The sequence below is a fragment of the Paraburkholderia piptadeniae genome (assembly GCF_900007165.1).
Lineage (GTDB): Bacteria > Pseudomonadota > Gammaproteobacteria > Burkholderiales > Burkholderiaceae > Paraburkholderia > Paraburkholderia piptadeniae.
This window is the reverse complement of the sequence record NZ_CYGY02000064.1, coordinates 20,441-45,118: the sequence shown is the minus strand read 5'-3', so window position 1 is coordinate 45,118 and position 24,678 is coordinate 20,441. Positions and strand designations below refer to the sequence as shown.

The 24,678-nt window shown below is 65.2% G+C and carries 22 protein-coding genes and 1 tRNA gene; 8 read left to right on the top strand and 15 right to left on the bottom strand.

The window, feature by feature from the left end:
- Positions 1-187: 187 nt before the first annotated feature.
- The 5 genes from rph (at position 188) to BN2476_RS30855 (ending at position 3,709) form a co-directional block, all read left to right on the top strand.
- On the top strand, positions 188-928 hold the full coding sequence (gene rph, locus BN2476_RS30875) for a ribonuclease PH (protein WP_087738081.1): 741 nt from the start codon (positions 188-190) through the stop codon (positions 926-928).
- A complete protein-coding gene (gene rdgB / locus BN2476_RS30870; RefSeq protein WP_087737991.1) occupies positions 921-1,565 on the top strand; it encodes an RdgB/HAM1 family non-canonical purine NTP pyrophosphatase in 645 nt (214 codons plus the stop codon). Before rph ends, rdgB begins: the two co-directional genes overlap by 8 nt.
- The gene (gene hemW / locus BN2476_RS30865; RefSeq protein ID WP_087737990.1) at positions 1,562-2,776 is read left to right on the top strand and encodes a radical SAM family heme chaperone HemW; all 1,215 of its coding nucleotides are present in this window, start codon (positions 1,562-1,564) and stop codon (positions 2,774-2,776) included. The genes rdgB and hemW overlap by 4 nt, the downstream gene beginning before the upstream one ends.
- A 57-nt stretch (positions 2,777-2,833) precedes the next feature.
- Positions 2,834-2,923: transfer RNA gene (locus BN2476_RS30860), tRNA-Ser, on the top strand.
- Between the two features lie 279 nt (positions 2,924-3,202).
- Complete coding sequence (locus BN2476_RS30855) at positions 3,203-3,709, top strand: energy transducer TonB (RefSeq protein ID WP_087737989.1); 507 nt, start codon at positions 3,203-3,205, stop codon at positions 3,707-3,709.
- A gap of 120 nt (positions 3,710-3,829) precedes the next feature.
- On the opposite strand, the gene BN2476_RS49380 is transcribed toward BN2476_RS30855, so the two are convergent.
- Entirely contained in the window at positions 3,830-3,958 is a 129-nt protein-coding gene (locus tag BN2476_RS49380) for a hypothetical protein (RefSeq protein ID WP_268957965.1), read from the bottom strand.
- Between the two features lie 240 nt (positions 3,959-4,198).
- Here BN2476_RS49380 and BN2476_RS30850 point away from each other — a divergent pair, with 240 nt between their 5' ends.
- Together BN2476_RS30850 and BN2476_RS30845 are read left to right on the top strand one after the other, a co-directional pair.
- On the top strand, positions 4,199-5,506 hold the full coding sequence (locus tag BN2476_RS30850) for an MFS transporter (RefSeq protein ID WP_087737988.1): 1,308 nt from the start codon (positions 4,199-4,201) through the stop codon (positions 5,504-5,506).
- A 241-nt stretch (positions 5,507-5,747) separates the two neighbouring features.
- Positions 5,748-5,927: a hypothetical protein gene (locus BN2476_RS30845; protein WP_087737987.1), complete on the top strand. Its 180-nt coding sequence runs from the start codon at positions 5,748-5,750 to the stop codon at positions 5,925-5,927.
- 788 nt (positions 5,928-6,715) lie between these two features.
- Here the strand turns inward: BN2476_RS30845 and waaC are convergent.
- Positions 6,716-7,723 carry a lipopolysaccharide heptosyltransferase I gene (gene waaC / locus BN2476_RS30830; RefSeq protein ID WP_087737984.1) on the bottom strand — a complete coding sequence of 336 codons (1,008 nt, stop codon included), beginning with the start codon at positions 7,721-7,723 and terminating at the stop codon, positions 6,716-6,718.
- 284 nt (positions 7,724-8,007) lie between these two features.
- On the opposite strand from waaC, the gene BN2476_RS30825 reads away from it, so the two are divergent.
- On the top strand, positions 8,008-9,369 hold the full coding sequence (locus BN2476_RS30825; RefSeq protein WP_087737983.1) for a chloride channel protein: 1,362 nt from the start codon (positions 8,008-8,010) through the stop codon (positions 9,367-9,369).
- A 333-nt stretch (positions 9,370-9,702) separates the two neighbouring features.
- Here the strand turns inward: BN2476_RS30825 and BN2476_RS30820 are convergent, their stop codons facing one another.
- From BN2476_RS30820 to BN2476_RS30760, 13 genes are all read right to left on the bottom strand, one after another.
- Positions 9,703-10,014 (bottom strand): YXWGXW repeat-containing protein, encoded by a 312-nt coding sequence (locus tag BN2476_RS30820; protein WP_087737982.1) that lies wholly within the window; start codon positions 10,012-10,014, stop codon positions 9,703-9,705.
- Between the two features lie 296 nt (positions 10,015-10,310).
- On the bottom strand, positions 10,311-10,565 hold the full coding sequence (gene minE / locus BN2476_RS30815) for a cell division topological specificity factor MinE (RefSeq protein WP_012400068.1): 255 nt from the start codon (positions 10,563-10,565) through the stop codon (positions 10,311-10,313).
- A 15-nt stretch (positions 10,566-10,580) separates the two neighbouring features.
- Positions 10,581-11,396: a septum site-determining protein MinD gene (minD, locus tag BN2476_RS30810; protein ID WP_087737981.1), complete on the bottom strand. Its 816-nt coding sequence runs from the start codon at positions 11,394-11,396 to the stop codon at positions 10,581-10,583.
- Positions 11,397-11,485: 89 nt separating this feature from the next.
- Complete coding sequence (gene minC, locus BN2476_RS30805; protein WP_087737980.1) at positions 11,486-12,295, bottom strand: septum site-determining protein MinC; 810 nt, start codon at positions 12,293-12,295, stop codon at positions 11,486-11,488.
- Between the two features lie 218 nt (positions 12,296-12,513).
- On the bottom strand, positions 12,514-13,062 hold the full coding sequence (locus BN2476_RS30800) for a GNAT family N-acetyltransferase (RefSeq protein WP_087737979.1): 549 nt from the start codon (positions 13,060-13,062) through the stop codon (positions 12,514-12,516).
- A 279-nt stretch (positions 13,063-13,341) separates the two neighbouring features.
- A complete protein-coding gene (gene map, locus BN2476_RS30795; protein ID WP_087737978.1) occupies positions 13,342-14,127 on the bottom strand; it encodes a type I methionyl aminopeptidase in 786 nt (261 codons plus the stop codon).
- Between the two features lie 241 nt (positions 14,128-14,368).
- Positions 14,369-14,953 carry a PqiC family protein gene (locus BN2476_RS30790; RefSeq protein WP_173819685.1) on the bottom strand — a complete coding sequence of 195 codons (585 nt, stop codon included), beginning with the start codon at positions 14,951-14,953 and terminating at the stop codon, positions 14,369-14,371.
- A gap of 8 nt (positions 14,954-14,961) precedes the next feature.
- Positions 14,962-16,560 (bottom strand): PqiB family protein, encoded by a 1,599-nt coding sequence (locus BN2476_RS30785; protein WP_087737976.1) that lies wholly within the window; start codon positions 16,558-16,560, stop codon positions 14,962-14,964.
- Entirely contained in the window at positions 16,557-17,909 is a 1,353-nt protein-coding gene (locus BN2476_RS30780) for a paraquat-inducible protein A (RefSeq protein ID WP_087737975.1), read from the bottom strand. Before BN2476_RS30780 ends, BN2476_RS30785 begins: the two co-directional genes overlap by 4 nt.
- Positions 17,906-19,447 carry an efflux transporter outer membrane subunit gene (locus tag BN2476_RS30775; protein WP_087738080.1) on the bottom strand — a complete coding sequence of 514 codons (1,542 nt, stop codon included), beginning with the start codon at positions 19,445-19,447 and terminating at the stop codon, positions 17,906-17,908. The genes BN2476_RS30780 and BN2476_RS30775 overlap by 4 nt, the downstream gene beginning before the upstream one ends.
- 58 nt (positions 19,448-19,505) lie before the next feature.
- Positions 19,506-22,754 carry an efflux RND transporter permease subunit gene (locus tag BN2476_RS30770; RefSeq protein WP_087737974.1) on the bottom strand — a complete coding sequence of 1,083 codons (3,249 nt, stop codon included), beginning with the start codon at positions 22,752-22,754 and terminating at the stop codon, positions 19,506-19,508.
- 39 nt (positions 22,755-22,793) lie between these two features.
- Positions 22,794-24,080 (bottom strand): efflux RND transporter periplasmic adaptor subunit, encoded by a 1,287-nt coding sequence (locus BN2476_RS30765; protein ID WP_087738079.1) that lies wholly within the window; start codon positions 24,078-24,080, stop codon positions 22,794-22,796.
- Between the two features lie 89 nt (positions 24,081-24,169).
- The gene (locus BN2476_RS30760; RefSeq protein ID WP_087737973.1) at positions 24,170-24,646 is read right to left on the bottom strand and encodes a glycine zipper family protein; all 477 of its coding nucleotides are present in this window, start codon (positions 24,644-24,646) and stop codon (positions 24,170-24,172) included.
- Positions 24,647-24,678: the final 32 nt, after the last annotated feature.

The window sequence follows — 24,678 nt, the reverse complement described above, 5'->3', positions numbered from 1 at the left end:
AATCGCATAGCGCGACGACGCATGCATCGACCTCGTTCGGCGCTCGCGCTCGCCGTTCATGCACCGATGCATCGGGGCGCGTGGCTATTGGCGAGTCGGTCGGAAAACAGTTGCGCACGGGCGTCGCCGGACCGATCGGCGGTAAAATTGCAGTTTCCTTCCGCCCTTCTTCCCTTTGATTCCGACGATGAACGACATCACGAAACGCCCCAGCGGCCGCGCCGCCGATCAGCTGCGCGACGTGCGCATCACGCGCCACTATACGAAGCACGCGGAAGGCTCCGTGCTCGTCGAATTCGGCGACACCAAGGTGATCTGCACAGCGAGCATCGCCGAGACTGTGCCCGCATTCCTGCGCGACCGCGGCCAGGGATGGCTCACGGCCGAATACGGGATGCTGCCGCGCGCGACGCACACGCGCAGCGACCGCGAAGCCGCGCGTGGCAAGCAGACGGGACGCACGCAGGAAATCCAGCGCCTGATCGGCCGCGCGCTGCGCTCCGTGTTCGATCTCGAACGCCTGGGCACGCGCACGCTGAACATCGATTGCGACGTGATCCAGGCCGACGGCGGCACGCGCACGGCGAGCATCACGGGCGCGTTCGTCGCCGCGCACGATGCCGTCGCGAAGCTGCTCGCGACGGGCCGCATCGAAACGTCGCCGATCACCGACTATGTCGCCGCCGTTTCCGTCGGCGTGTTCGACGGCGTGCCCGTGCTCGATCTCGACTACGACGAGGACTCGCAGTGCGATACCGACATGAACGTCGTGATGACGGGCGACGGCGGCTTCGTCGAGATTCAGGGCACGGCGGAAGGCGTGCCGTTCTCGCGCGGCGAAATGAACGCGCTGCTCGATCTCGCGCAAAGCGGCATCGCGACGCTGATCGCGAAGCAGAAGGCGGCTCTGGAGATAAAGGATGAATGACCGTCGCGACGGCGCGGCGCTTTCGATGCAGCCGGCGCTGCACAAGATCGTCCTCGCGTCCAACAACGCGGGCAAGCTGCGCGAGTTCGCGGCGCTCTTCGGCAAGGCGGGGATCGAGCTGATTCCGCAAGGCGCGCTGAACGTGACCGAAGCGGAAGAGCCGCATCCGACCTTCGTCGAAAACGCGCTCGCGAAGGCGCGTCACGCGTCGAAACTGACGGGCCTGCCCGCGATCGCCGACGACTCCGGCTTGTGCGTGCGCGCGCTGCGCGGCGCGCCGGGCGTGTATTCGGCGCGTTACGCGCAGCTCGCGGGCGGCGAGAAGAGCGACGCGGCCAACAACGCGCGCCTCGTCGAGCAGTTGAAGAACGTGGACGATCGTCGCGCGTACTACTTCTGCGTGCTCGCGCTCGTGCGTCACGCGGACGACCCCGAGCCGCTGATCGCCGAAGGCCGCTGGCACGGTGAGATGCTGGGCGCGCCGCGCGGCGCGAACGGCTTTGGCTACGACCCGTACTTCTATCTGCCCGCGCTGAGCGCGACGGCGGCCGAACTCGACCCCGCCGTGAAGAACGCGAGCAGCCATCGCGCGATCGCGTTGCAGCAACTGTTCGCGCGGCTGAAGGAGGAAGCGTGAGCCACGCATCGACGACGGGGGCGGGCGTAATCAAGGCGTTCACGTCGCCCGGCAGCATCCGTCTGACATCGCTGCCGCCGCTCGCGCTCTACGTGCATTTCCCGTGGTGCGTGCGCAAGTGCCCGTACTGCGATTTCAACTCGCACGAGTCGAAGGGCGGCGCGTTTCCCGAGGACGATTACCTCGACGCGCTGCGCAGCGATCTCGAACGCGCGCTGCCGCTCGTGTGGGGCCGGCAGGTGCATACCGTGTTCATCGGCGGCGGGACGCCGAGTCTCATGTCCGCGAAAGGACTCGATCGGCTGCTGTCCGACGTGCGCGCGCTGCTGCCGCTCGATGCCGACGCTGAGATCACGCTCGAAGCGAACCCCGGCACGTTCGAAGCCGACAAGTTCGCGCAGTTTCGCGTGAGCGGCGTGAACCGGCTGTCGGTCGGCATTCAGAGTTTCAACGAAACGCATCTGAAGGCGCTCGGCCGCATTCACGATGCCGCGCAGGCGCGCCATGCCGTTGAGGTCGCGGCAAAGACGTTCGACAATTTCAATCTCGACCTGATGTTCGCGCTGCCGAAGCAGACGCTGGCCGAATGCCAGGCGGACATCGAGACGGCGCTGTCGTACGCGCCGCCGCATCTGTCGCTGTATCACCTGACGCTCGAGCCGAACACGCTGTTCGCGAAGTTTCCGCCGCCGCTTCCCGACGACGACGCTTCCGCCGACATGCAGGACTGGATTCACGAGCGCGCGCGCGAAGCGGGCTATGAGCGCTACGAGGTGTCGGCGTATGCGAAACCGCATCGGCAGAGCAAGCACAATCTGAACTACTGGCGCTTCGGCGACTATCTCGGCATCGGCGCGGGCGCGCATACGAAGCTGTCGTTTCCGAACCGTATCCTGCGGCAGATGCGCTTCAAGCATCCCGCGACGTTCATCGAAGAAGCGCGTTCGGGTAACGCCGTGCAGGAAGAGCATGAAGTCGGCGCGCGCGATCTGCCGTTCGAATTCATGTTGAACGCGCTGCGGCTAGTTGAGGGCTTTCCCGTGCATCGGTTCATCGAGCGCACGGGTCTGCCGATGACATCGATCGAGCCAGCGTTGCAGGAAGCGGAGCGTCGCGGCCTGATCTCGCGCGACCATGAGAAGATCGCGCCGACGCCGCTCGGACAGGCATTCCTCAACGATCTTCAAGCGCTGTTTCTGAAGGAGCCTTGATCGGCTCCATCGTTTGTTGCCCGTGAGCGAAGCGTTTCAGGTTACAATTTCGGGCTCGGAGGGTTGGCAGAGCGGTTGAATGCACCGGTCTTGAAAACCGGCAAGGCTTTACGGCCTTCGTGGGTTCGAATCCCACACCCTCCGCCATCTCGCCTCGAGCAGCGCTTCGAGCGCCGCGCCTCTCACCTCCTTCTCGGTTGCTGCAACGTTCGCTCGCGGACATGCAAAACCTGCTCGTTCGAATTCCGGTCCTGCCCGCACCACACGATCGTCAAACAACGCATGTCGCTCAAGCGGCGAGCGAATGACGACGAGCACGGCAATTCACACCCATTGCGCGCTACCTCTCACATCGGTAGCAACGCTCATTGAATCGCAATATGCATCGCCTACGATGAAGAGACATCTCGCGTGCGAGTTATTGCGATGCCCACCCTCTCGCTTCACAGCCGCGTCAATCCAGCAATCAGGCGAGCGGCGGCACTCGCTCTTGCGCTGTTCGGTACAGCAGCGTGCAACTTCACGATCACTCCGCCTCAACGACCGGCGGCCGTCGTGCCGCCCGCCGCTATCAACAGCGCGACGCTCGATCAGTACCGCTCGGCCGTCGCGCAACGCATCGTCGAGCGCAACCCGTCTTATGTGCTGCGAGGCAATCCGCAGGCGATGCTGCGCTCGCTCGTCGTCGTGTCGTTCGTCGTCGATCGCGATGGACAGATCGTGGCATCGTCGGTGTATCGCACGAACGGCGACGATGAAGCGGAGAGCACCGCGCTCGCCACGTTGCGACGCTCGGCGCCGTTGCCGCTGCCGCCCGCGAAACTGCTGAACACGAAAGGCCAGGTTGAGTTGTTCGAAGACTGGCTCTTCAACGACAACGGCAAATTCCAGTTGCGTACGTTCGCATCGCCACAGGCGCAGACGCTCGACTAACAGAAAAGCGCGCGGCAGCCGGCCGCGCTCCGAACGCGCGCCTTGCTGCGCGCCGCCCGCCGTCGCTATAATTTTTTAAACACCCGCCGGGTTAGCCGGCAATCGCTGCGTGCCACAAGCCTACCCGCTCGCCTCGCGCAGTCCGACCGTCACGTTGCCGCGCCACCCGCGCGCGCGTCCGTCCCGTTTGTATCGTGCTTCGCTTCGACGCCACGCGTTGTTCTTCGCGACGATCGAAGCCGTCAGCATGATGCAAGCTGTCGATTCGTTGCAGTTGCAACGTCTCGCGTCGCGAGTCCACCGCCTGTATCGAGCTTGCATCGCGCTTGCACACCTCGCCGCTTGAACCACGGTTTGCATCGCGGTCCGTGGCGCTGTTTGCACCGCCGTCTGCACGATCACGCGCGCGCACCCGCTACGCTCACACCAGACACACAAAGACGCACCGCCCGCCCCTCGCGGCTGCGTCACGACATTTGGAGACCCTGCATGTCCACCTCGCCCCTCTCCCGCGCGCAGTCCGGCGCGGGCCGCCAGAGCAGCGCTTCGCGCGTGATCTTCGCGAGCTTCATCGGCACCGCGATCGAGTTCTACGACTTCTACGTGTACGCAACGGCCGCCGCGCTCGTCATCGGACCCGTGTTCTTCCCGCACGGCTCGGCGACGGCTCAGGCGTTGTCGGCATTCGTCACGTTCGGCATCGCGTTCATCGCGCGGCCCATCGGCTCGTTTCTGTTCGGACACTTCGGCGACCGCATCGGCCGCAAATCGACGCTCGTCGCCTCGCTACTCGTGATGGGCGTGTCGACGACGCTGATCGGCTTCGTGCCCGGCTACGATTCGATCGGCAGCCTCGCGCCCGTCCTGCTGTGCGTCCTGCGCTTCGGCCAGGGCATCGGACTCGGCGGCGAATGGGGCGGCGCGGCGCTGCTCGCCACCGAGAACGCGCCCGCGGGCAAGCGCGGCTGGTTCGGCATGTTCCCGCAGCTCGGACCGTCGATCGGCTTTCTCGCGTCGAACGGCCTGTTCTTCGGTCTCGCGCTGTCGCTGTCGGACGAGCAGTTTCGCAGCTGGGGCTGGCGCGTGCCGTTCATCGTCAGCGCGGTGCTCGTCGCGCTCGGCCTGTACGTGCGCCTGAAGATCGCCGAGACGCCCGCTTTCCAGGCCGCGATCGAGCGTCAGGAGCGCGTGCGCGTCCCCGTCGCGACGCTGCTCGGCCGTCATCTGTGGCCCGTGCTGCTCGGCGCGTTCGCGATGGTCGTCTGCTACACGCTGTTCTATATCTCGACGGTGTTTTCGCTGTCGTACGGCGTGTCGACGCTGCACTTCTCGCGTCAGAGCTTCCTCGGCATGCTGTGCGTCGCCGTCGTGTTCATGGCGCTCGCGACGCCGCTCTCCGCGTGGGCAAGCGACCGCTTCGGCCGCAAGCCGGTGCTGATCGTCGGCTGCATCGCCGCGATCCTGTCGGGCTTCGCGATGGCGCCGTTGCTCGGCAGCGGCTCGATGGCGCTCGTGCAGCTGTTCCTCATCATCGAACTGTTCCTGATGGGCGTGACGTTCGCGCCGATGGGCGCGCTGCTGCCTGAACTGTTCCCGACCAACGTCCGCTATACGGGCGCGGGCGTCGCCTACAACCTAGGCGGGATTCTGGGCGCGTCGGTTGCGCCGTACATCGCGCAGATGCTCGCCGCAAAGGGCGGTCTGTCGTGGGTCGGCCTGTATGTGTCGGCTGCCGCCGTGCTGAGTCTGCTCGGCGTGCTGTGCATGCGCGAGACGCGCGATGCAAGGTTGATGTAACGCTTCGCGCCGCCGTCTGTTCCAGCGAAGCAAACGGCCCCTGCGCAAGCGATCTGCGCCGGGGCCGTTCCGTTTGAATCATCAAACGATCTCAAAGCCGAAAGCCGCCGCTCCTCGATGCGGACACCGGCGCTGAAAAGCCGACTCCGGGCGAACGCGGACAGGGAAACCCCCGTTTTCGCGGCCCTTTTTGGCATGCCTATACTCGAACCGACAACAAGGTGGTTTGAGGGAGGCATCGATGGACTTACATCTTCACAACGCGGACGTCGTCGTGATCATCGCACTCGCGCTGCTCGGCTCGCTGCTGCTCGCGCTGCGCTTCAAGCCGGCGACGTGGAAAGGCATCGTCGTCGAAGCGGTTGCGGCGAACGCGGCGGCCATCGCCGCCGTCGTCGCCTTCGAAATGCTGATGGCCTGAGCGGTGGCCATCAGCGTCCGTTACCCGATCAGCGGTAGTAGTAGTCATGATGATGGTGATAGCCGCCGCCTTCCGGCACCACGATACAGCCACTGAGCGATGCAGCCAGCAGCGCGCCCGTCACCAGAGCCAACATCAAGCGTTTCACGTTTTTTCTCCCTTTGAGTCAGTGTCGTTATTCGAGCGAACCCCGAATGACCTCGATTGAACACGAACCCGTCCGGGACGAGCGTTGCAATTTGTAAGCGTCCACTGGGGTTGTGTTACACGGGAGAAAACGCCTCGCGACGCGCCGTGCCGTCGTCCGGCAGGCAATCCGTGCGTCGCGATCTGACCCAATGCGCATGAAGACCGCCGGGAAAGCCTCGGCAGGCACGCCAACGCGCGATCCATGCGGCGGCCGCGCTAATGGCCCAGGCGAATTGGTCCGAAGGCAGCGCCGATGCCAAATGAAAAGCGACAGTTTTAACAGCCGTGTAATGCCAGAAAGCGGCGGAGAGCGAGGCGGGCGCGAGGCAAATGGACGGCGGCAGCGAACGAATGGCCGCGAAACCGGCATAAAACCGGTCCCCAAGGCCGCTGAAAAAATCAATGAAAAATGGTTGAACTTGTCCGTACCCGCGCTGTCTTTACGGATGTTGTATCGGTTTGTTCTGCAGGTTTCCTCTCGGTCCGCGCTTAAGGCGTGGGCTTTTCAGAGGCGTTTCGCGACGGCGTCCGAAATTGGGCGAACTGCGCGTGCGCCTCTTTTCTTTTTTGCGGGCCACCCTGATCCACGCGAACAGGCCTCAGGCCGCCGCTACCGACTTCCCGCGTCCGTCCAACGTCAGTGGGTCCGTGTGCACGTGATCGATAGCTGCGAGCGCCTCGGCGATAGGCGGCACGGAGTTGCCATCTCCAATCGACACCGATCGGAACGGCACGTTGTTGCCGAAGATTTCGCGCGATGTCGCGATGAAGATCATCACCGTGCGCTTCTGGAGCGCGTGCGCGAGATGGACGAAGCCGGTGTCGACGCCGATCACGAAGTCCGACGCCGCGATCACCTGTGCGATTTCGGTGACGCTCAGTTGCGGCAGCAGTTCCGCACCTTCCACTTCGTTGACGATGGCAAGGCCCTCTTCGCGCTCGGCAGGTGATCCCCACGGCACGGCGACGTGAAAGCCGCGTCGCACGAGATCACGCGCGATCGCGATCCAGTGATCGGCCGGCCACTTCTTGTCGTCCTTCGATGCAGCGTGGAACAGCATCGCGAGCGGCCGGCCGCCCGTGTCGACGAGCGGCTTCGCGGGTGCGGGAATGCGCAGGTTGTAATCGGCGGGGCCTTCGAGCGGGTAGCCGAGCGCCGTGCTCACCGTCTCGCGCATGGCGTTCCAGGCGTTCCTGTCGCGCGGCGGCGCGAAGCGGCCAGTGTAGGCGAACGCGGCGCCGCGCTCGCCCAGGTCTTTCGACCGGTAGCCGAGCCGCTGCCGCGAACGCGACAGGAACGCGATGATCGCGCTTTTGTAGACGCCGTGAATGTCGAGTGCGAAGTCGTAGCGGTGCGCGCGCAATTCGCCGATGGACTGCGCGATGGCCTTGAAGTCTCCCCAGCGGCGCGCCTTCTTGAAGCGGCGCAGCGGCGCGCAGAGCACGCGGTCGGTGCCCGGATTCCAGCGGGCGATTTCCGCAAAGGATTCGTCGACGGCCCAGTCCACCTTTACGCCAGGAAACGCGCGCTTGAGGTCCGAGACGATCGGTTGCGCCTGTATTACGTCGCCCATGGAGGTGACTTTGACGATGAGAATTCGCTTCATTGATTGCCCGTTGAGCCTGCGCGATCGCAATCGATAATTTTAGCCGAGATCAAAAGAATTGCCTGAAAAGCGCGCAGAGGCAAATCTTGCGGTAGCCGCTCTGTCGTTACCGGGCGTTACGTGCCTCGACAGACGGCGGCCGCCCGGCACCCGCGAGGCTTCCTGCTGGCTCGCATCCGTCGCGGCCTTTTCGCGTGTCCGTATCGCGCGCCACCGCGCGCCCTTCGCGGCGCCGACGCCGCTCGCGCCGCTATAATTCCCGCTTTGCCCTTCGCCCGCTTCCCATGTCACCCATGCTGTCCTCGAGCATCGGCCGACGCGTACGGCGTCTCTGGCGCCAGTACGGCATCTTCTGGCTGGGCGCGATCGCCGTCGGCCTGACGGCCGTCTTTTATGCGCGGCTGATCGATCTGGGCTACAACGCTTTCCTCGGCCTGCAGAAGCAGCACTGGTGGCTGCCGCTGGCGTTGACGCCCGCCGTCGCGGCCGCGTCCGTGTGGCTCACGCGGCGCTTCTTTCCAGGCGCTGAAGGCAGCGGCATCCCACAGGTCATCGCGACACTGCACACGAACCCGGGCGCATCCGGCGCGCGGCTGCTGACGTTCCCGATCCTGCTCGGCAAGATCGCCGTTTCGTTTCTCGCGATTCTCGGCGGCTTCACGATCGGACGCGAAGGGCCGACTGTGCAGGTCGGCGCCGCGCTGATGTTCAACCTGCGCCGGCTCTACCCGCGCTCGAACTCGCAGATCGAACGGCAGCTCGTGCTGGCGGGCGCGGCGGCGGGTCTGTCGGCGGCGTTCAACACGCCGCTCGCCGGAATCGTCTTCGCCATCGAAGAACTCACGCGCAGCTTCGAAGCGCGCGCGAGCGGCGTGCTGATCACGGCGATCATCATCGCGGGTATCGTCGCGCTCGGACTGAACGGCAACTACACATACTTCGGCACGATCGACATCGGCACGCACTTTCCCGATCTGTTCGCGGTGGCCGTCGTCGTCACGGGCATCGTCACGGGCATTGCAGGCGGCGTGTTCGGCTGGCTGCTGCTCAACACCGCGCGCTGGATTCCCGCGCCGCTGCGGCAGTTGCACGCCGAGCGGCCTGTCGCGTTCGCCGCGTTGTGCGGCGTCGTGATTGCGCTGATCGGACTGATCTCGGGCGGCACGACGTTCGGCAGCGGCTACGCGGAAGCGCGCGGACTGCTGTACGGCAGCGAGCATCTGTCGGTGTTCTATCCGCTGCTGAAGCTGGCGTCGGTGGTCGGCTCGTATCTGCCGGGCATTCCGGGCGGCATTTTTGCGCCTTCGCTGTCGATCGGCGCGGGCTTCGGCAACGTGCTGCACATGCTGTTCACCGACATGCCGCTGCCGATGCTGATTGCGCTTGCAATGGTCGGTTATCTCGCGGCGGTGACGCAGTCGCCGATTACGTCGTTCGTGATCGTGATGGAGATGATCAACGGGCATGCGCTCGTGATTTCGCTGATGGCGACTGCGCTGATTTCGAGCCGCGTCGCGAGGCTGTTTGCGCCGCCGTTGTATGAGGCGCTTTCGTTGCGCTATATGGCGCCGCTGCCGGCGCCCGCCGCTTCGCCGGAACTGCCCGCGGAGCCTTCCGAGTCCGAAGCGCAGGGTGAGCGCGAGTAGTCAGCAACCGCTAGCAACCGCCGGCAACAGAAACACGCCCGCGAAAAAATCGGGCGCCGTCCCACGCGGAACGCGCGCCCGACCTCCCACAACGTCAATACACAACGACGCCCATCGGATGATAGTAGACAGGACGTGCCGGTACGACGACGCAACCGGCCAACGTGACCGCCAGCACGGCGATCGCGAGCAAGGTCCTTTTTCTCATGTGATGACTCCCTTGATGGTTGCGTAAGCGCGCTCTTGGGCGCGTTCGGGCAACGGACATCGATGTTGCGCACGCGATGGAATTAACGCGCGGCATCGACATCCGCTGGACGTTCATTCAGCCGGTCAGGCCCAATGGCCTTCGACCCAGCGCCAGTTCGGACCATGCTCGACCCAGTGGCCAGGCACCCAGTGATACCCGACGCGCTGGACCTGCCAGTGACCCGGCACCCACGCATAGCGGCCGTGGTCCCAACGCCAGTGCCCCTTGTCCCATGCATAGCCCGCGCGCGGTGCGGGCACGGCTTCGAAGCGCTCGACGGGCGGCGCGCCCGGCGCCACGATGACCACTTCGGCAGCCGATGCGGACGCGACGGCGGACAGACCGGATACCACGAGCACAGCGGAAGCGGCGAGCAGACGAATCGATCGGTTCATGTTTTCACCTCATGTGTCAGCGCCGATGATGGCGTTGTCCGTTCAATGCGCGAGGTGACGAAGGGGCTGACAGAAGCCGTGTTACGGCATGCCCTCAAGTGCAACGGTTTATTTCGGGGGAGCTTGAGAAGACGCGCAGAAAGAAGCGCAGTAGAAAGCGCGCGATGAAAATGCGCGATGGAAACTCACGATGGAACCGCACGATAACGACGCGCGAAACGCAGGCACGAAAATGCACGCCACCGTACGACGATGGCGCGCATCACGCGATAGACGAAGTTGAAGCTAAAGACCGATCAGACCTGCGGAATCTCGATCTTGACCTCGAGCACTTCGAGATCGTCGTGGCGTTCGAGATTGACGCGGATATCGTCGTCCGAGATCTTCACGTACTTCGAAATCACGGCGACGAGTTCACGTTGCAACGCGGGCAGATAATCGGCGGGCGCCTTGCCGCCGACGCGCTCATGCGCGATGATCAGCTGCAGGCGTTCCTTCGCTATCGACGCGGACTTTTTCTTCTCGCCCAGCAAAAACGAAAGAATCGACATCAGGTGCGCCTCCCTTTACTTGGTGCCGAAGAGGCGCTGCAGCAGGCCCGGCTTTTGATAATCGGTAAAGCGAAGCGACTTCTGCTCGCCGAGGAAACGCGACACGACGTCCTTATAGGATTCCGCGACATCCGTGCCGTCCATGTGCACGGCAGGAAGGCCCTGGTTCGACGCGTGCAGCACGGCTTCCGATTCCGGAATCACGCCGATCAGCTCGATGCGCAGGATTTCCTGAATGTCGCTGAGCGACAGCATCTCGCCTTCGCTGACACGCTTCGGGTTGTAGCGCGTGATGAGCAGATGCTCCTTGATCGGCTCCTTGCCTTCGATCGCGCGCTTCGTCTTCGACGACAGGATGCCGAGAATGCGGTCCGAGTCGCGCACCGACGACACTTCCGGGTTCGTCACGATCAGCGCTTCGTCGGCGAAGTGCATCGCGAGCAGCGCGCCCGATTCGATACCCGCCGGCGAATCGCAGACGATGTATTCGAAGTCCATCTTGGTCAGGTCGTTGATGACCTTCTCGACGCCTTCCATCGTCAGCGCATCCTTATCGCGCGTCTGCGACGCGGGCAGGATGTAGAGGTTCTCGCACTTCTTGTCCTTGATCAGCGCCTGGTTCAGATTCGCTTCGCCCTGGATCACGTTGATCAGGTCGTACACCACGCGACGTTCGCAGCCCATGATGAGATCGAGATTGCGCAGGCCGACGTCGAAATCGATCACCGCCGTTTTCGAGCCGCGCAGCGCGAGACCCGAGGCGAAACTCGCGCTGGTCGTCGTCTTGCCTACGCCACCCTTGCCCGAAGTCACCACAATGATTTTTGCCATTACCCTTTACCTTGTGTTCGTCAATTCGTCTATTGAGTCCGGCGGTAGTTCCATCGCGCGACACGCGCACTGCATGCGCGGCTCACGCATCAGGTGAGCCGCAGCGGTTCGATCATCAGTTTTTCGTCTTCGAGCCAGATCTGCACCGGCTTGCCGTGCACGTCGGCGGGCAGCGGGTTTTCGGTCGTCCGGTAAATGCCCGCGATCGAAATCAGTTCCGGTTCGAGACACGTGCAGAAAATGCGCGCGTCGTGATTGCCATGCACGCCCGCGAGCGCGCGGCCCCGCAACGGCGCGTAAATATGGATATTGCCTTCCGCGATCACTTCGGCGCCGTTGCTCACCATGCCGAGGACGACCAGATCGCCCTTCGCGTAGATGCGCTGGCCGGAGCGCAGCGGCTTGTCGACCACCATCGTCTGCGACGAGATGCGCACGGGTTCGGCAGCGGCTGACGGCGCCTGCTCCGGCTCGGGCGCCGCGCTTTCGGCCGCGGGTGCTGCGCTTTTTTCCGCTGCGCTCTTTTCCGCCACACGCTTGCCCGCTTCATTGCCTTCGTCGCCGTTGCCTTTGCTCGCGCGCGGATCGCGCGCATCGAGCAAAGGCAGCCCCGCTTCGTTCGCCCACGCGTGCTGCGCGCTGTCGGCCACGACGCCGATCGGCCGCATGCGCACGCTGTCGAGCAGCTTCGCGATGTCGGCGAGTGGTACGCGTTCATTCTCGGCGAGACGGCGCACGTCGATCGCAACGGTATCGTTGGCGAAGAATTCGGGCGTCGCCTCGAAGCGCCGGGTCAGTTCGGCACGCATCTCATCGAGGTTGGTCGTCTTGACGACAAACAGCAGCGTGTCGACCGCGCCACTGCGCAGTTCAAAAAATGGCGATTTCCTGGGCGACATAGCGTTCGGCAAAAAATTTTGCGTATTTTACAGGCGTCCAGGCGAACGGTGAGCTTTTTTGCCTATAAGTCTTCACGCGACAGCAAAATGCCGCGTGCGCGCCAGATCGGCGCAGGACGAACCGGCAAAAAGCGTAAAAACGAGCGGCGGAAGATGAGGAAGAAGCCGGCCGGAGCGTGCTGGACAGGCGCCCCGCGAAGCCGTCGTGCACCGGGCGGCTAGCCAGGCGTGTCGGTATCGTCGGCCGAAGCCGCGTGGTGCGGTACATGCCGCACGAGCAGTGTCTGAAACTGGTCCGGCGCGCGCGGAATGCGCTCGCGTTCGCCCGTCGGGCCGAAGCCGAGCCGCTCGTAGAAGCGCATCGCGTTGCGGTTCTCGTCGGCGATCCACGCGTAGATCTCCGTTGCGCCGCCTGCCGCGAGCCAGTCGCTCGCCGTGTTGACGAGCAGCTCGCCGCCGCGCAGATGCCGCACAGCGGGCGCCACCCAAAGCTCGCTCACGAACGCGCGGCGCGACGCAGCGTCTTCGAAGCAGGCGCCGATCAGGCCGGCCGGATGGCCTTCCGTGTAGAGGATGAACGACGTCGACGTGGTGGAAGCAGCATGCCGCGCGGCCGTCTGTTCGAACTTGGACGCATCGGCAGACATCGCTTCTTCCAGTGTCTCGTCGAATGCGTAAGGCGCTTCGCGCAGCGATGCGGTACGAAGCTCACGGAAGACAGCACCCTGATCGGCTGCGATGCGGCGAACGGTCAGTGAAGGACTCATGCGGTCGAAATCCCTTGAAATCCCTTATGTCATCCGGGTGAAACGCTAGGGCGTAGCTTCAACCGAACGGGCGCGCGAGTCAAATCTTTAATTCGGCGCAGTGCGTGCGGGCACGCATGGGTTGACATGCCGACAACGAAGCCGGCGTGCCTATCCGCCCGTTTTTGTGCATTGCGTCGAGCGCAATGGGTGCCGGCCTTCCGCTCCGGCCTTTCCGCGCGCAACGACGCGAGATCCCAGATGCCAGATTTCAAGCCGACCGGCACCGCGCCCCGCGCGTCAGGGCGCCTCGTAGCGCCCCGTGCCGTCGGGCCAAGGCGTGAGCAGCTCGTAACCGTCGTCGGTGACGGCGACCATGTGCTCCCATTGCGCGGACAGCGAGCGGTCTTTGGTGACGACCGTCCAGCCGTCGCGCATCACCGTCGTGCCCGCACGGCCCGCGTTCACCATCGGCTCGATCGTGAACACCATGCCCGGCTTCAGGCGCACGCCCTGCCCCGGCTGGCCGTAGTGCAGCACCTGCGGGTCCTCGTGATACACCTTGCCGATGCCGTGTCCGCAGTAGTCGCGCACGATCGAGAAGCCCTCGCGCTGCGCGACCTTCTGGATCGCATGGCCGACGTCGCCGAGCGTCGCGCCCGGCTTCACCTGGCGAATGCCCGCGAGCATCGCTTCGTAGGTCGTGTCGATCAGCAGCTTCGCGACCGCGCTCGGCTCGCCGACCGTGTACATGCGGCTCGTGTCGCCGAAATAGCCGTCCTTGATGACGGCCACGTCGACGTTGATGATGTCGCCGTCCTTGAGAACCTCGCCGCGATCGGGAATGCCGTGGCACACGACGGAGTTGACCGACGTGCAGATCGTCTTCGGAAAGCCCATATAGCCGACGTTCGCGGCAATCGCCTTCTGCGTGTTGACGATGTAATCGTGGCAGATGGCGTCGAGTTCGCCCGTCGAGATGCCGGGCTTCACGTGTTCGCCGATCATCGCGAGCACGTCGGCGGCGAGCCGGCCGGAAACGCGCAAACGCGCGAGGTCTTCGGAAGTCTTGTAGGTGATGGCCATGTCGGAAAAACGTTGGCGGCACGCAGCGCGCGGCGCGCGCAGGCTGTGCGATCAGGCGATCGTGCTGGCGCGCCATCTTGCGTTGGTGGCGCTGGACGCGGCCCGCATCGCGGCCCTGCATCCGGTTGTCGATCAGTCCATTGTACAGAGTCTGCCCGCGAGGCCTGTCCGCACTATGCGCCAAACCACACGCCAAACCATCCGCCAGCCCCCGCACCGGCCACGCTCGTTACGCGCGCGCTCACCCTGGCGGCGAACGCCGGATAGCCTCCGCGATGTCGCGGCTCACCAACGCTAGCGCCCGGCTGTGCGCCGCCACGAGCGCCTCCTCGTCCGCGCCCTGCACCTGTTCGCGCACCGTCGAGCGGCCCGTCAGCAGCGCCGTGTGGCCGGCGAGGCGCACGGTCCACAGCGCGTCAATCGCGACGGCCTCGCCCGGCATCGAATCGAACTGCACGATATCGACGCGCACGCGGCACGCCTCCGTGCCCGCCACCGTCTGCGACGACACCGACACACGCTGCGAGCCGAGCAGCCGCGCCAGATCGGCGGCGATCACATCGGCGACGCCGCTTTTGAGCGGCTCGCCCCAGCGCGCGAATTCGTTGAGCTTCACCTCGTTGCCCGACATGCGCGTCACGAGCTGCGGCCGGTCGACGAGTTCCGGCACTGTCACCGGACCGACCACCACCGACATGGACAAGGGCGCGCCCGTGCTTTCGAGCGTCGCGTCGGAACTCAACGTATAGAAGTTCGAATGCGGCGAACCGCACCCGGCCAGCACCGCCGCTGCCGCGACGCAGAGACACGCACCGTGCGAGAGCATCGATCGCTTCACTTTGCGTCCCCCGGTTTGCCGCGCAGCAGCGCTTCGGGATGCTGCTGCAGATAATCGGAAAGCGCGCGGAACGATGCCGCCGTGCGCGCGAGCTCGCGGATCGCATCGCTCGTGTCCTGCTGCAGCGCCGAGTCGGGCTGGAGCGCGCTGTTCGCTGTATTGAGCGTGGTCTGCGCGGCCGACAGCGCGCTCTTCGCCTGCGGCACGACCTGCGTGTTGAGGCTTTGCAGCAGCGCGCTGGCATTGGCGAACGTCTGCTGCGTGTTCTTGCCGATCTGCTCGAGCGGCAGCTTGTCGATGCGCGCGACGATCCGGTTGAACGATTCCTGCAGCGATTGCAGGCCGCTCGGCTCGGTCGGCAGTTCGGGCGGCGTGCGGCTCCAGTCGATTTTCGCCTGCGGCGCGTGCTGGAAGAAATCGAACGAGATGTACAGCTGGCCCGTCAACAGGCTTCCCGTCTTGAGTTGTGCGCGGAAGCCGCGCGACACGAGGAAGTCCGCCACGGCTTTCGGGTCGGTCACGAGGCGTCCTTCGGATGGCTCCTCGTGACGCGACGTGAAGCGCTCCGGATAGAACTTGATCTCGACAGGAATGCTGATCTCCTTCGTCACAGGGTCGAAGCGCGTGTAGATGCCCGACACTTCGCCGATCACGATGCCCCTGAAGTCGACGGGTGCGCCCACCGTCAGGCCGCGCACCGACTCCTTGAAGGTGAGCACGTACGTATCGACGATGCGGTCCTGCACCTTCAAAGCATCGGCGCGTGTCGGGAACAGCGTGAACGACGTGCGCACCTGCGCTTCGGGCTCTGAGAGCGACGACGAAGGGGTGTCGAACGCGAGGCCGCCGATCAGGATCGACACTAGCGATTGCGTGTTGATCTTCACGCCTTCCGTGCCCAGCGCGACGTCGATGCCGCCCGCCTCCCAGAAGCGCGAATCGCTCTTCACGTAGTGGTCGTAGGGCGCGTTGACGAAGATGTGCAGCGTGATGCCGCCGCCGTCCTTGTCGAGCTCGAACGATGTGACCTGGCCGACGCGCAGGCGCCGGAAATAGACGGGCGAACCGACATCGAGCGAAGCGAGGTTCTCTGCGTGCAGCACGAATTCGCGGCCCGGCACGTCGCTTGCGAACACGGGCGGCGTTTCGAGCCCGACGTAATCGCGCCGCTCCTGCTTTGCACGGCCGATGTCCATGCCGATGAACGCCCCCGACAGCAGCGTGCTGATACCCGACACGTTGCCGCCCGCGATGCGCGGACGCTCGACCCAGAAGCGCGTGTCGTCGACCAGCATGTCGGTCGCGTCGCGCGTCAGTTCGGCCGTGGCGACCACGTTCTTGTAGTCCCGCGAGAGCGCAACCTTCTTCACGACGCCGATATCGACGTCCTTGAACTTGATCTTCGTCTTGCCCGCTTCGAGTCCTTCACCCGTCTTGAACTGGATCGTGATGGTCGGACCTTGCGACAGCACGGCTTGCACGGCAAGCCAGATGCCGATCAGCACCGCGACGACAGGCACGAGCCAGATCCACTGGATGCGCCAACGCTTGCGCGGCACCGCTACAGCGTCGGGCAGATCGGGCGGCCTGCTCATTGCGTTTCCCTCGTATCCCAGATGAGCCGCGGATCGAACGACATCGCGGCGAACATGGTCAGCACGACGACCGCGCCGAACGCGATCGCAGCGGGACCGGCGCGCACGGTGGCGAGCGCGTTGAATTGCACGAGCGCCGTGAGCACAGCGATCACGTAGATGTCGAGCATCGACCAGCGCCCGACCAGTTCGACGATGCGATAGATGCGCGCGCGCTGATCGGGCTGCCACGTCGAGCGGAAGTTGGCCGACAGGGCGAGAAAGCTGATCGCGAGAATCTTCAGCATCGGCACGGCGATGCTCGCGATGAAGACCAGCACGGCAAGCGGCCACGAACCCGAGGTCCACAGATAGACGACGCCGCTCATGATCGTGTCCTTCTGCGCGCCGAACAGCGAGCTCGTATCCATCACGGGCAGCACGTTCGCGGGGATGTACAAGATCATCGCCGCGATCAGATACGCCCACGTTCGCGCGAGACTATCGGGCTTGCGCAGGTGCAGATGCGCGCCGCAGCGCGGGCAATGCCCGGGATGCGCGTGCAGATGCACGGGCGCGTGCACGTTCGCATAGTCGCGCGCATCGCGGGCTTCCGCTGGCGTGGGGCGCGTGAGCAGGCCGCAGTCGTGGCATACGCACAGGCCGCAGGCCGCTGCCGTCGCAGCGGGAAACGGCGTGTCGCTGTCGAAACCGGGACCGGCGTCGGGCATGCCTTCGAGACGCGTCCACAGATCGCGCACGTCGAAGGCGGACGCCGCGGCCGCGAGCATCAGCATCAGCGCGCCGAACGACCACAACGCCGGGCCCGTCACCACCGACGCGATATGCGCGAGCTTCACGAGCGCGACGAGCAGACCGAGGATCAGCACTTCCGTCATGCCCCACTCCTGCGCGATGCGCAGCGTGCGGAACACGACGTCCGCGCGATACGGCGTGCGCCCGAGCCGCAGCGGCAACAGCAGCCACACGAGACCCAGCGCCTGGCAAGCGGGCATCAGTATCGTCGTAAAGAAGATCAGCACCGACAGCGGCCACATGCCGTCCCGGTACAGAACGCGCACGGCGCCGAACAACGTCGTCTCGACGAGATCGCCGTTCACCGAAAGCCCGACGATCGGAAACGAGTTCGAGATGATCCACAGCACGCAGGCCGCGAGCGCATACGCGAGCGTGCGATCGAGGCTGTTCGCATGACGCCGGTACAGCGTTGCGCGGCAACGGCAGCAGTGCAGCACGCCTTCGGGCGGCACGTCGCTCTCGCGCTGGAGCAGATCGCATTCGTGGCACGCGATCACAGGCATCGTCCGCGCCACGTGGCCGAGATAGCCGGAAGACATTGCATCGCTCATTTCACGTCCTGCGGCGATGCATCGGCGGGACGGGCGGCGTCGCTCGCATGCGCCGGCTGTGCCGCCGCCGCTTGTGTCGCTTGCGCCGCTTGTGTCACTTGCGTCACTTGCCCCGCTTGCGCCGCTTGCGTGGTGAGTCCCTCCGCATCGACGACCCAGCCGCCGCCCATCGCCTTGTACAGATTCACATACGACACCAGCACGCCCGCCTGCGTCTGCGTCTGGCTCAGTTGCGCATTGAAGAGGCTGCGCTCGGCATCGAGCACTTCGATATAGCTCGTGTAGCCGCCCTCGTAGCGCAGCCGCGCAAAGTGCGCGTAACTCGCGAGCGCATCGACCTGACGTCCCTGCACCTCGAACTGCTCGCGCAGTTTCTGCGCTGAAATCAACGCGTCGTCCACTTCCTGGAACGCGACCTGGATCGCCTTGCGATACGAGTACAGCGCCTGCTGCTGCACCGCTTCGGCCTGCTTCACCTGGCCCGTGATCGCGCCGCCCGTGAAGATCGGCTGCGCGACCGAGCCGGCGAACGACCACACGCGCGTCGGCCCCGTAAAGAGTTTCGAGAACTGGCCGCTTTGCGTGCCGAACAGGCCCGTCAGCGAAATCTGCGGGAAGTACAGCGCCTTGGCTGCGCCGATCTGCGCGTTCGCCGCGATCAGGTCCTGCTCGGCCTGGCGCAGGTCGGGGCGCCGCTCGAGCAGATCCGACGGCAGCCCCGCAGGCACCGCGGGCGCCACGAGTTCGGCGAGCGCGCGTCCGCGCAGGATGTCGCCCGGATTGCGCCCGAGCAGCACCGACAGCGCGTCTTCCTGCTGCGCGATCTGCGCCTCGATCTGCGGAATCCGCGAGCGCGAGTCCTCGTACTCGGACTGGCTCTGCGCGAGCTCCATCTGCGAAACCTCGCCGCCCTTGAAGCGCAGCTCGAACACGTGCACGGAATCGGCGCGGCTCTCCGTGGTCGCCTTCGCGATCTCCAGTTGCCGGTCGAGGCTGCGCAGATTGATATACGACGACGCCACCGACGACACCAGCGTCAGGATCGTGCCGCGCTTCGCTTCCTCGCTCGAAAGCAGACTTGCGCGCGCGGACTCCGTGAGGCGCCGGTTATGGCCGAACAGGTCGATCTCCCACGACGCCGACAGCGCCGCCGTGTACGTGTTGAACACCGGGTTGTTCACGTTCGCGAGCAGTGGCGAGCCCGTCGGCAGACGCTGGCGCTCGGCGTCGAAGCTCGCGCCGATCTGCGGCAGCAGCGCCGCGCGCGTCGTGACGAACTGGCCGAGGAACTGGTCGACGCGCGCTGCGGCGATCTTCACGTCGTTGTTGTTCGCGAGCGCCGCCGTGATCAGGTCGTTCAGCACGGGATCGTCGAACTGCTTCCACCATTCGGTGTTCGCCACATCCGACGCGTAGTTGTCGGGGAAGCGATACGTCGCCGGCACGTCGAGTTGCGGGCGCGAGTAGTTCGGCCCGAGCAGGCAGCCGCTCAGCGCGAACGTGCACAGCACGCACGCGAGCGCGCTGGCGACGGGCATAGGCGAAGCGCGGCGCAAGCGACGCACGCGAAGCGGAGGAAGCGGAACGCGGCGCATGTCAGTCGCCCTCGCGTGGAGCGGACGGCGTGATCGTCGGTCCGCCCGTGCCCGCCGGTCCCGGCACGGAAGGCGGTACCGTCTTCGAAGAAGGCTGTACTTCAGGCGAAGAAGGCGGCGTCTCCCCCTTCTTCTTGCCGCTCTTCTCCGACATCGTTTCGAGCGCCCAGAAGAACATCGGGATGAAGAACACGGCAATCGCCGTCGCGCCCAGCATCCCGCCGATCACGCCCGTGCCGATCGAGTGGCGGCTGTTGGCCGATGCACCCGTCGCGATCGCGAGCGGCACGCAGCCGAGAATGAACGCGAGCGAGGTCATCACGATCGGGCGCAGCCGCTCCTCGGCCGCCGTCATCGTCGCGTCGAACACGGACTTGCCCGCCTCGCGGTTGATCACCGCGAACTCGAAGATCAGGATCGCGTTCTTCGCCGCGAGCGCCACCAGCATCGTCAGGCCGATCTGGAAGTACACGTCGTTGTTGAGCCCGCGCAGCATGATCGCGAGCAGCGCGCCGAAGAGCGCGAACGGCACCGCCATCAGCACGCCGAACGGCAGGCTCCACTTTTCGTACTGCGCCGCGAGGATCAGGAACACCATGATCAGCCCGAACACGAACACGAGCCCCGACGTTCCGCCCGACTGCTTCGCCTCGAACGCCTCGCCGCTCCACGCGATGCCGTAGTCCGATGGCATCGACGCAGCGAGTTCCTCGAGCGCGCTGATCACCTGGCCCGACGCATAGCCGGGCGCCGCGTTCGCGGTGATCTTCACGGCCGGGAAGTTGTTGAAGCGCGTGATCAGATCCGGGCCCGTCACGTAGTGCGAAGTCACGACCGACTTGAGCGGCACCATGCTGCCCGTCTTGCTGCGCACGAAGATCTGCGTGAGGTCCTCGGGCTTCAGCCGATACGACGGCTCGGCCTGCAGGATCACCTGCCACAGGCGGCTCGAACGGTTGAACTGCGACACGTACAGCGAGCCGAACATCGTCTGCATCGCGCTGTAGACATCCTCGACAGGCACGCCCAGCGTTTCGGCCTTGTCGCGGTCGACGTCCACGAGCAGTTGCTGCGAGTCCGCGTTGAAGGTCGACGTGACGCCCGTCAGCTCGGGACGCTGCTTGGCCCTCGCGACGAAATCGTTGACGACGGCGGCGAACTGCGCGATGGTCGCGTCGCCCTTGCTCTGAATCCACATCTCGGTGCCGCCCGTGGTGCCGAGACCTGGGATCGACGGCGGATTCAGCGGCACGACGATGCCCTCGCGGACCTGCGACAGCGCCTTGTATGCGTCGACGAGCACGGCGCGCGCATTCTGCGTGCGGATATTGTCCGACTTGTAGCGCTCGTCGAAACTCTTGAAGCCCACGAAGAAGGTCGACGAGTTGTTCTTGTTCTGGCTGTCGAGAATGCTGAAGCCATCGACGGTCGTGATGCTGCCGACGGCGGGCTGCTTCATGAAGTACTCGGACACGCGGTCCGACACCTGGCCCGTGCGGTCCAGCGACGCCGCATCGGGCATGATCACGGCGCCCAGCAGATAGCCCTGGTCCTCGGGCGGCAGGAACGCGGTCGGGATCGAGCGCATCATCATGACGGACAGCGCGATCATGCCGGCAAAGAGCAGCAGCGCGATCACGAAGCGCTTGATGATGACGCGCACCGCACGCGTGTAGCCCGCCGTCATCCGCGCGAACTGGTTGTCGAACCAGCGGAAAAAGCCCTTCTTCTCGTGATGCCCGGGCTTGAGCAGCAGCGATGCGAGCGCGGGCGACAGCGTGAGCGCGACGATGCCCGAGATCACCACCGAAATCGCGATCGTGATCGCGAACTGCTTGTACATCTGCCCGGTGATGCCGCCGAGAAACGCCACGGGCACGAACACCGCGCACAGCACGAGCACGATCGCGACCACGGGGCCCGCCACTTCGTCCATCGCCTGCTTGGCGGCCGTCTTCGGATCGAGCTTGTGCACCGTCATGTTGCGCTCGACGTTCTCGATCACGACGATCGCGTCGTCCACCACGATACCGATTGCGAGCACCATGCCGAACAGCGTGAGCATGTTGATCGAGAAGCCGAGCGCCTCCATCCCCATGAACGTGCCGACGATCGACACGGGCACGGCCAGCACCGGGATCAGCGTCGCGCGCAGGCTCTGCAGGAACACGAACACGACGATCACCACCAGCACGACGGCCTCGAAGAACGTGTGCACCACGTCCGAGATCGACGCCCGCGTGAACTCGGTGGTGTCCATCGCGATCTCGTAGTCGATGCCCTCGGGGAACGACTTCTTCATCTCGGCGAGCGACGCGCGCACCTGCTTTGACACGTCGAGCGCGTTGGCGCCCGGCTGCTGGTAGACGGCGAGCACGGTGGCGGGCTTGCCCTGGAAGCGGCTGCGGATCGAATAGTCCTTCTGGCCGAGCTCGGCGCGCCCGATGTCCTTCAGGCGCACGATCGCCGCGCCCCCGCTCTGCGCGCGGATGATGATGTTCTCGAACTCGCCCGGCTCGGTGAGCCGTCCCGATGTGGTCACCGCGAACGACTGCTCGACGGGGTTGCCCGTCGGCGACTGGCCGAGGCGCCCGACCGCGAACTGCTGGTTCTGGTTGGCGACGGCGCGCTGCACGTCGGCGGCCGTGATGCCTAGCTGCGCCATGCGGTCGGGGCGCAGCCAGATGCGCATCGCGTAGTCGGGCGTGCCGAAGATGCTCGACTGGTTCGCGCCGGGTATGCGCTTGAGCGCATCGAGCACGTAGACGTTCGCGTAGTTCGCGATGTAGGTCGCGTCGTAGCGCTCGGTGGGCGAGTAGATCGCGATCACCATCATGAAGGCCTGCGACTTCTTCTGCACCTGCACGCCCTGCGCCGTCACCGACTGCGGCAGCTGCGGCAGCGCGAGATTCACGCGGTTCTGCACGTCGACCTGCGCGAGCTCGGGGTTCGTGCCGATCTGGAAGTACGCGTTGATCGTCAGGTTGCCCGTCGACGAGCTCGACGAGCTCATGTAGATCATGTTGTCCGCGCCGTTGACCTGCTGCTCGATCGGCGCGGCGACGTTGTTGGCGACCACGTCGGCGCTCGCGCCCGGATAGGTCGCGGAGATCGTGATCTGCGGCGGCGTGATGTCGGGGTACTGCGCGGTCGGCAGCGCGAGCATTGTCAGCGCGCCGCCCAGCGTGATGACGATCGAGATGACCGAGGCGAAGATCGGACGGTCGATGCAGAAGTGAGAGATGTTCATCGGATCGGTTGCGCCGGACGGCGTCGGGTCGTCATCGGATCAGGGACTCGTGCTGCTGCTCGTTCCGCTGCTGCCGGGATGCGCCTGCGTTTGTAGTTGCGTTTGCGGTTGCGCTTGTGTTTGTGCTTGCGCCAGCGTCGATGCCGGTGCCGACGCCGCCGCAGCAGGCGCGGATGCGGGCGCTGGAGCGCCTGGCGCAGCCGGCGCGCTCACCACCTTGATCGTCGCATCCGACGACACGCGGATCGCGCCGTCGACCACCACGCGCTCGCCCGGCTTCAGCCCTTCATTGACGAACCAGTCGTCACCGTGCCAGTCGCCGACATCGATCACACGCTGATGCGGGTTCCCGTTCTGGTCGAGCACCCACACGAAGTGGCTCTTCGCGCCCTGCAGCACCGCGCGCTGCGGCACGAGAATCGCGTTGGGCCGCACGGCGCCCGACACCTTCGCACGCACGAACTGGCCGGGCTTGAGCGTGCCGTTGGGATTCCCGAACACGGCGCGCACGAGGAAGGTGCCCGTCTCCTGGCTGAACGCGGGGTTCGTGAAGTCGATGCGCCCCTGCTGCGGATAGATCGAGCCGTCGGCGAGTATCACCGTCACGTCGAACTCGTTGTCGGGCGGAAAGCGCAGCAGGCCCTTCGTGACCTGCTCGCGATAGCGCAGCAGCTCGTTCTCCGAGATGCTGAAGTTCACCCACATCGGATCGAGCTGATAGACGTAGGTGAGCAGCCCCGACTGCGTGGGCGTCACATAGCTGCCGTCCTGCACGCGCGCGAAGCTGGAAAGGCCCTTGAGCGGCGAGCGGATCGTCGTGTAGCTCAGGTTCAGCTCGGCCGTCTGCACTTCGCCCTGCGCGGCGATCACGGCGGCTTCGGCCTGCTTCTCGTTGCCCGTCGCATCGTCGAGGTCCTTCTTGCTCAACGCGTTCTGCGCGGCGAGCGGGACCACGCGCGCGAGGTTCTGCTTGGTCACGAGCAGTCGCGCCTGCTGCTGCGCGAGCGCGCCCTTGGCCGTTTGCAGCGCGGCCTCGAACGGCTTGCGATCCATCACGAACAGCACCTGGCCGGGCTGAACGAGCGCGCCTTCCGTGTACATGCGCCTCTCGAGAAAGCCCTCGACGCGCGCGCGGATCTCGACCTCGCGCGAGCTTTGCGTCTGCGCGGTGAATTCGAATGCGACGGGTGTTTCCTTTTGCGCGACCGTGACCACCGTCACCTCGACGGGCGGACGGGCCGCCTCCGCGGGGGCCTTCTTGCAGGCGTTGAGGGAAAGGGAAAGGACGCACACGAGCGCCGACGCCAGCGCGAGACGCGGCATCATGCGGCCCGCGCGCCGCACGGCGGCTGAGTCCGCCCCGAACAACGCAACTTGCGATCGACAGTTCATCGTGGCCCCCTTCGATCGCCGCGTCATTGCACCGTATATCCGCGTCCGTTCATGCATGCTGCAAGCGCGCGGTTCCATGTCGCCATCTGCTGCGATGTCTGCTGTTGAGCGGCCTGCTGCTGCTCCTGCGCGGCGGCCGCCTGGCGGCGCTGCCGCGAACCGCCCACCACCGTGCCCGCGATTGCACCCGCTGCCGCGCCCTTGCCGGCGTCGCCCGCGATCGCGCCGATCGCCGCGCCCGTCGCCGCGCCGCCTGCCGCGCCGCGCAAGCGCTGTCCCGACTGCTGGGGCGGCGGCGGCTGGTTCGCCGCGTTCTGCGCGAGCACGGCGGGATTGACACCCGTGTTCTGCGTCACCCAGCTCTGGCATTGCGACATGTCGTTAGCCTGCTTCTGCTGGCTCTGGCCCTTGGCCGGGTAGAAGATCGGCTGCTGGGCCGATGCAACGTCTGCCAGCAGCAACGCGGCAAGCATCCATGTGACAGGAAGCGCCTGTTTCATGATCAATCTCCCCAAGTCGATACGTTTGCCCG

Coding starts and splice junctions, on each gene's coding strand:
- rph (WP_087738081.1), top strand. CDS start 188: ATGAACGACATCACGAAACGCCCCAGCGGCCGCGCCGCCGATCAGCTG.
- rdgB (WP_087737991.1), top strand. CDS start 921: ATGAATGACCGTCGCGACGGCGCGGCGCTTTCGATGCAGCCGGCGCTG.
- BN2476_RS30855 (WP_087737989.1), top strand. CDS start 3,203: ATGCCCACCCTCTCGCTTCACAGCCGCGTCAATCCAGCAATCAGGCGA.
- BN2476_RS49380 (WP_268957965.1), bottom strand. CDS start 3,958: ATGCTGACGGCTTCGATCGTCGCGAAGAACAACGCGTGGCGTCGAAGC.
- BN2476_RS30850 (WP_087737988.1), top strand. CDS start 4,199: ATGTCCACCTCGCCCCTCTCCCGCGCGCAGTCCGGCGCGGGCCGCCAG.
- BN2476_RS30845 (WP_087737987.1), top strand. CDS start 5,748: ATGGACTTACATCTTCACAACGCGGACGTCGTCGTGATCATCGCACTC.
- waaC (WP_087737984.1), bottom strand. CDS start 7,723: ATGAAGCGAATTCTCATCGTCAAAGTCACCTCCATGGGCGACGTAATA.
- BN2476_RS30825 (WP_087737983.1), top strand. CDS start 8,008: ATGTCACCCATGCTGTCCTCGAGCATCGGCCGACGCGTACGGCGTCTC.
- BN2476_RS30820 (WP_087737982.1), bottom strand. CDS start 10,014: ATGAACCGATCGATTCGTCTGCTCGCCGCTTCCGCTGTGCTCGTGGTA.
- minE (WP_012400068.1), bottom strand. CDS start 10,565: ATGTCGATTCTTTCGTTTTTGCTGGGCGAGAAGAAAAAGTCCGCGTCG.
- minD (WP_087737981.1), bottom strand. CDS start 11,396: ATGGCAAAAATCATTGTGGTGACTTCGGGCAAGGGTGGCGTAGGCAAG.
- minC (WP_087737980.1), bottom strand. CDS start 12,295: ATGTCGCCCAGGAAATCGCCATTTTTTGAACTGCGCAGTGGCGCGGTC.
- BN2476_RS30800 (WP_087737979.1), bottom strand. CDS start 13,062: ATGAGTCCTTCACTGACCGTTCGCCGCATCGCAGCCGATCAGGGTGCT.
- map (WP_087737978.1), bottom strand. CDS start 14,127: ATGGCCATCACCTACAAGACTTCCGAAGACCTCGCGCGTTTGCGCGTT.
- BN2476_RS30790 (WP_173819685.1), bottom strand. CDS start 14,953: ATGCTCTCGCACGGTGCGTGTCTCTGCGTCGCGGCAGCGGCGGTGCTG.
- BN2476_RS30785 (WP_087737976.1), bottom strand. CDS start 16,560: ATGAGCAGGCCGCCCGATCTGCCCGACGCTGTAGCGGTGCCGCGCAAG.
- BN2476_RS30780 (WP_087737975.1), bottom strand. CDS start 17,909: ATGAGCGATGCAATGTCTTCCGGCTATCTCGGCCACGTGGCGCGGACG.
- BN2476_RS30775 (WP_087738080.1), bottom strand. CDS start 19,447: ATGCCCGTCGCCAGCGCGCTCGCGTGCGTGCTGTGCACGTTCGCGCTG.
- BN2476_RS30770 (WP_087737974.1), bottom strand. CDS start 22,754: ATGAACATCTCTCACTTCTGCATCGACCGTCCGATCTTCGCCTCGGTC.
- BN2476_RS30765 (WP_087738079.1), bottom strand. CDS start 24,080: ATGATGCCGCGTCTCGCGCTGGCGTCGGCGCTCGTGTGCGTCCTTTCC.
- BN2476_RS30760 (WP_087737973.1), bottom strand. CDS start 24,646: ATGAAACAGGCGCTTCCTGTCACATGGATGCTTGCCGCGTTGCTGCTG.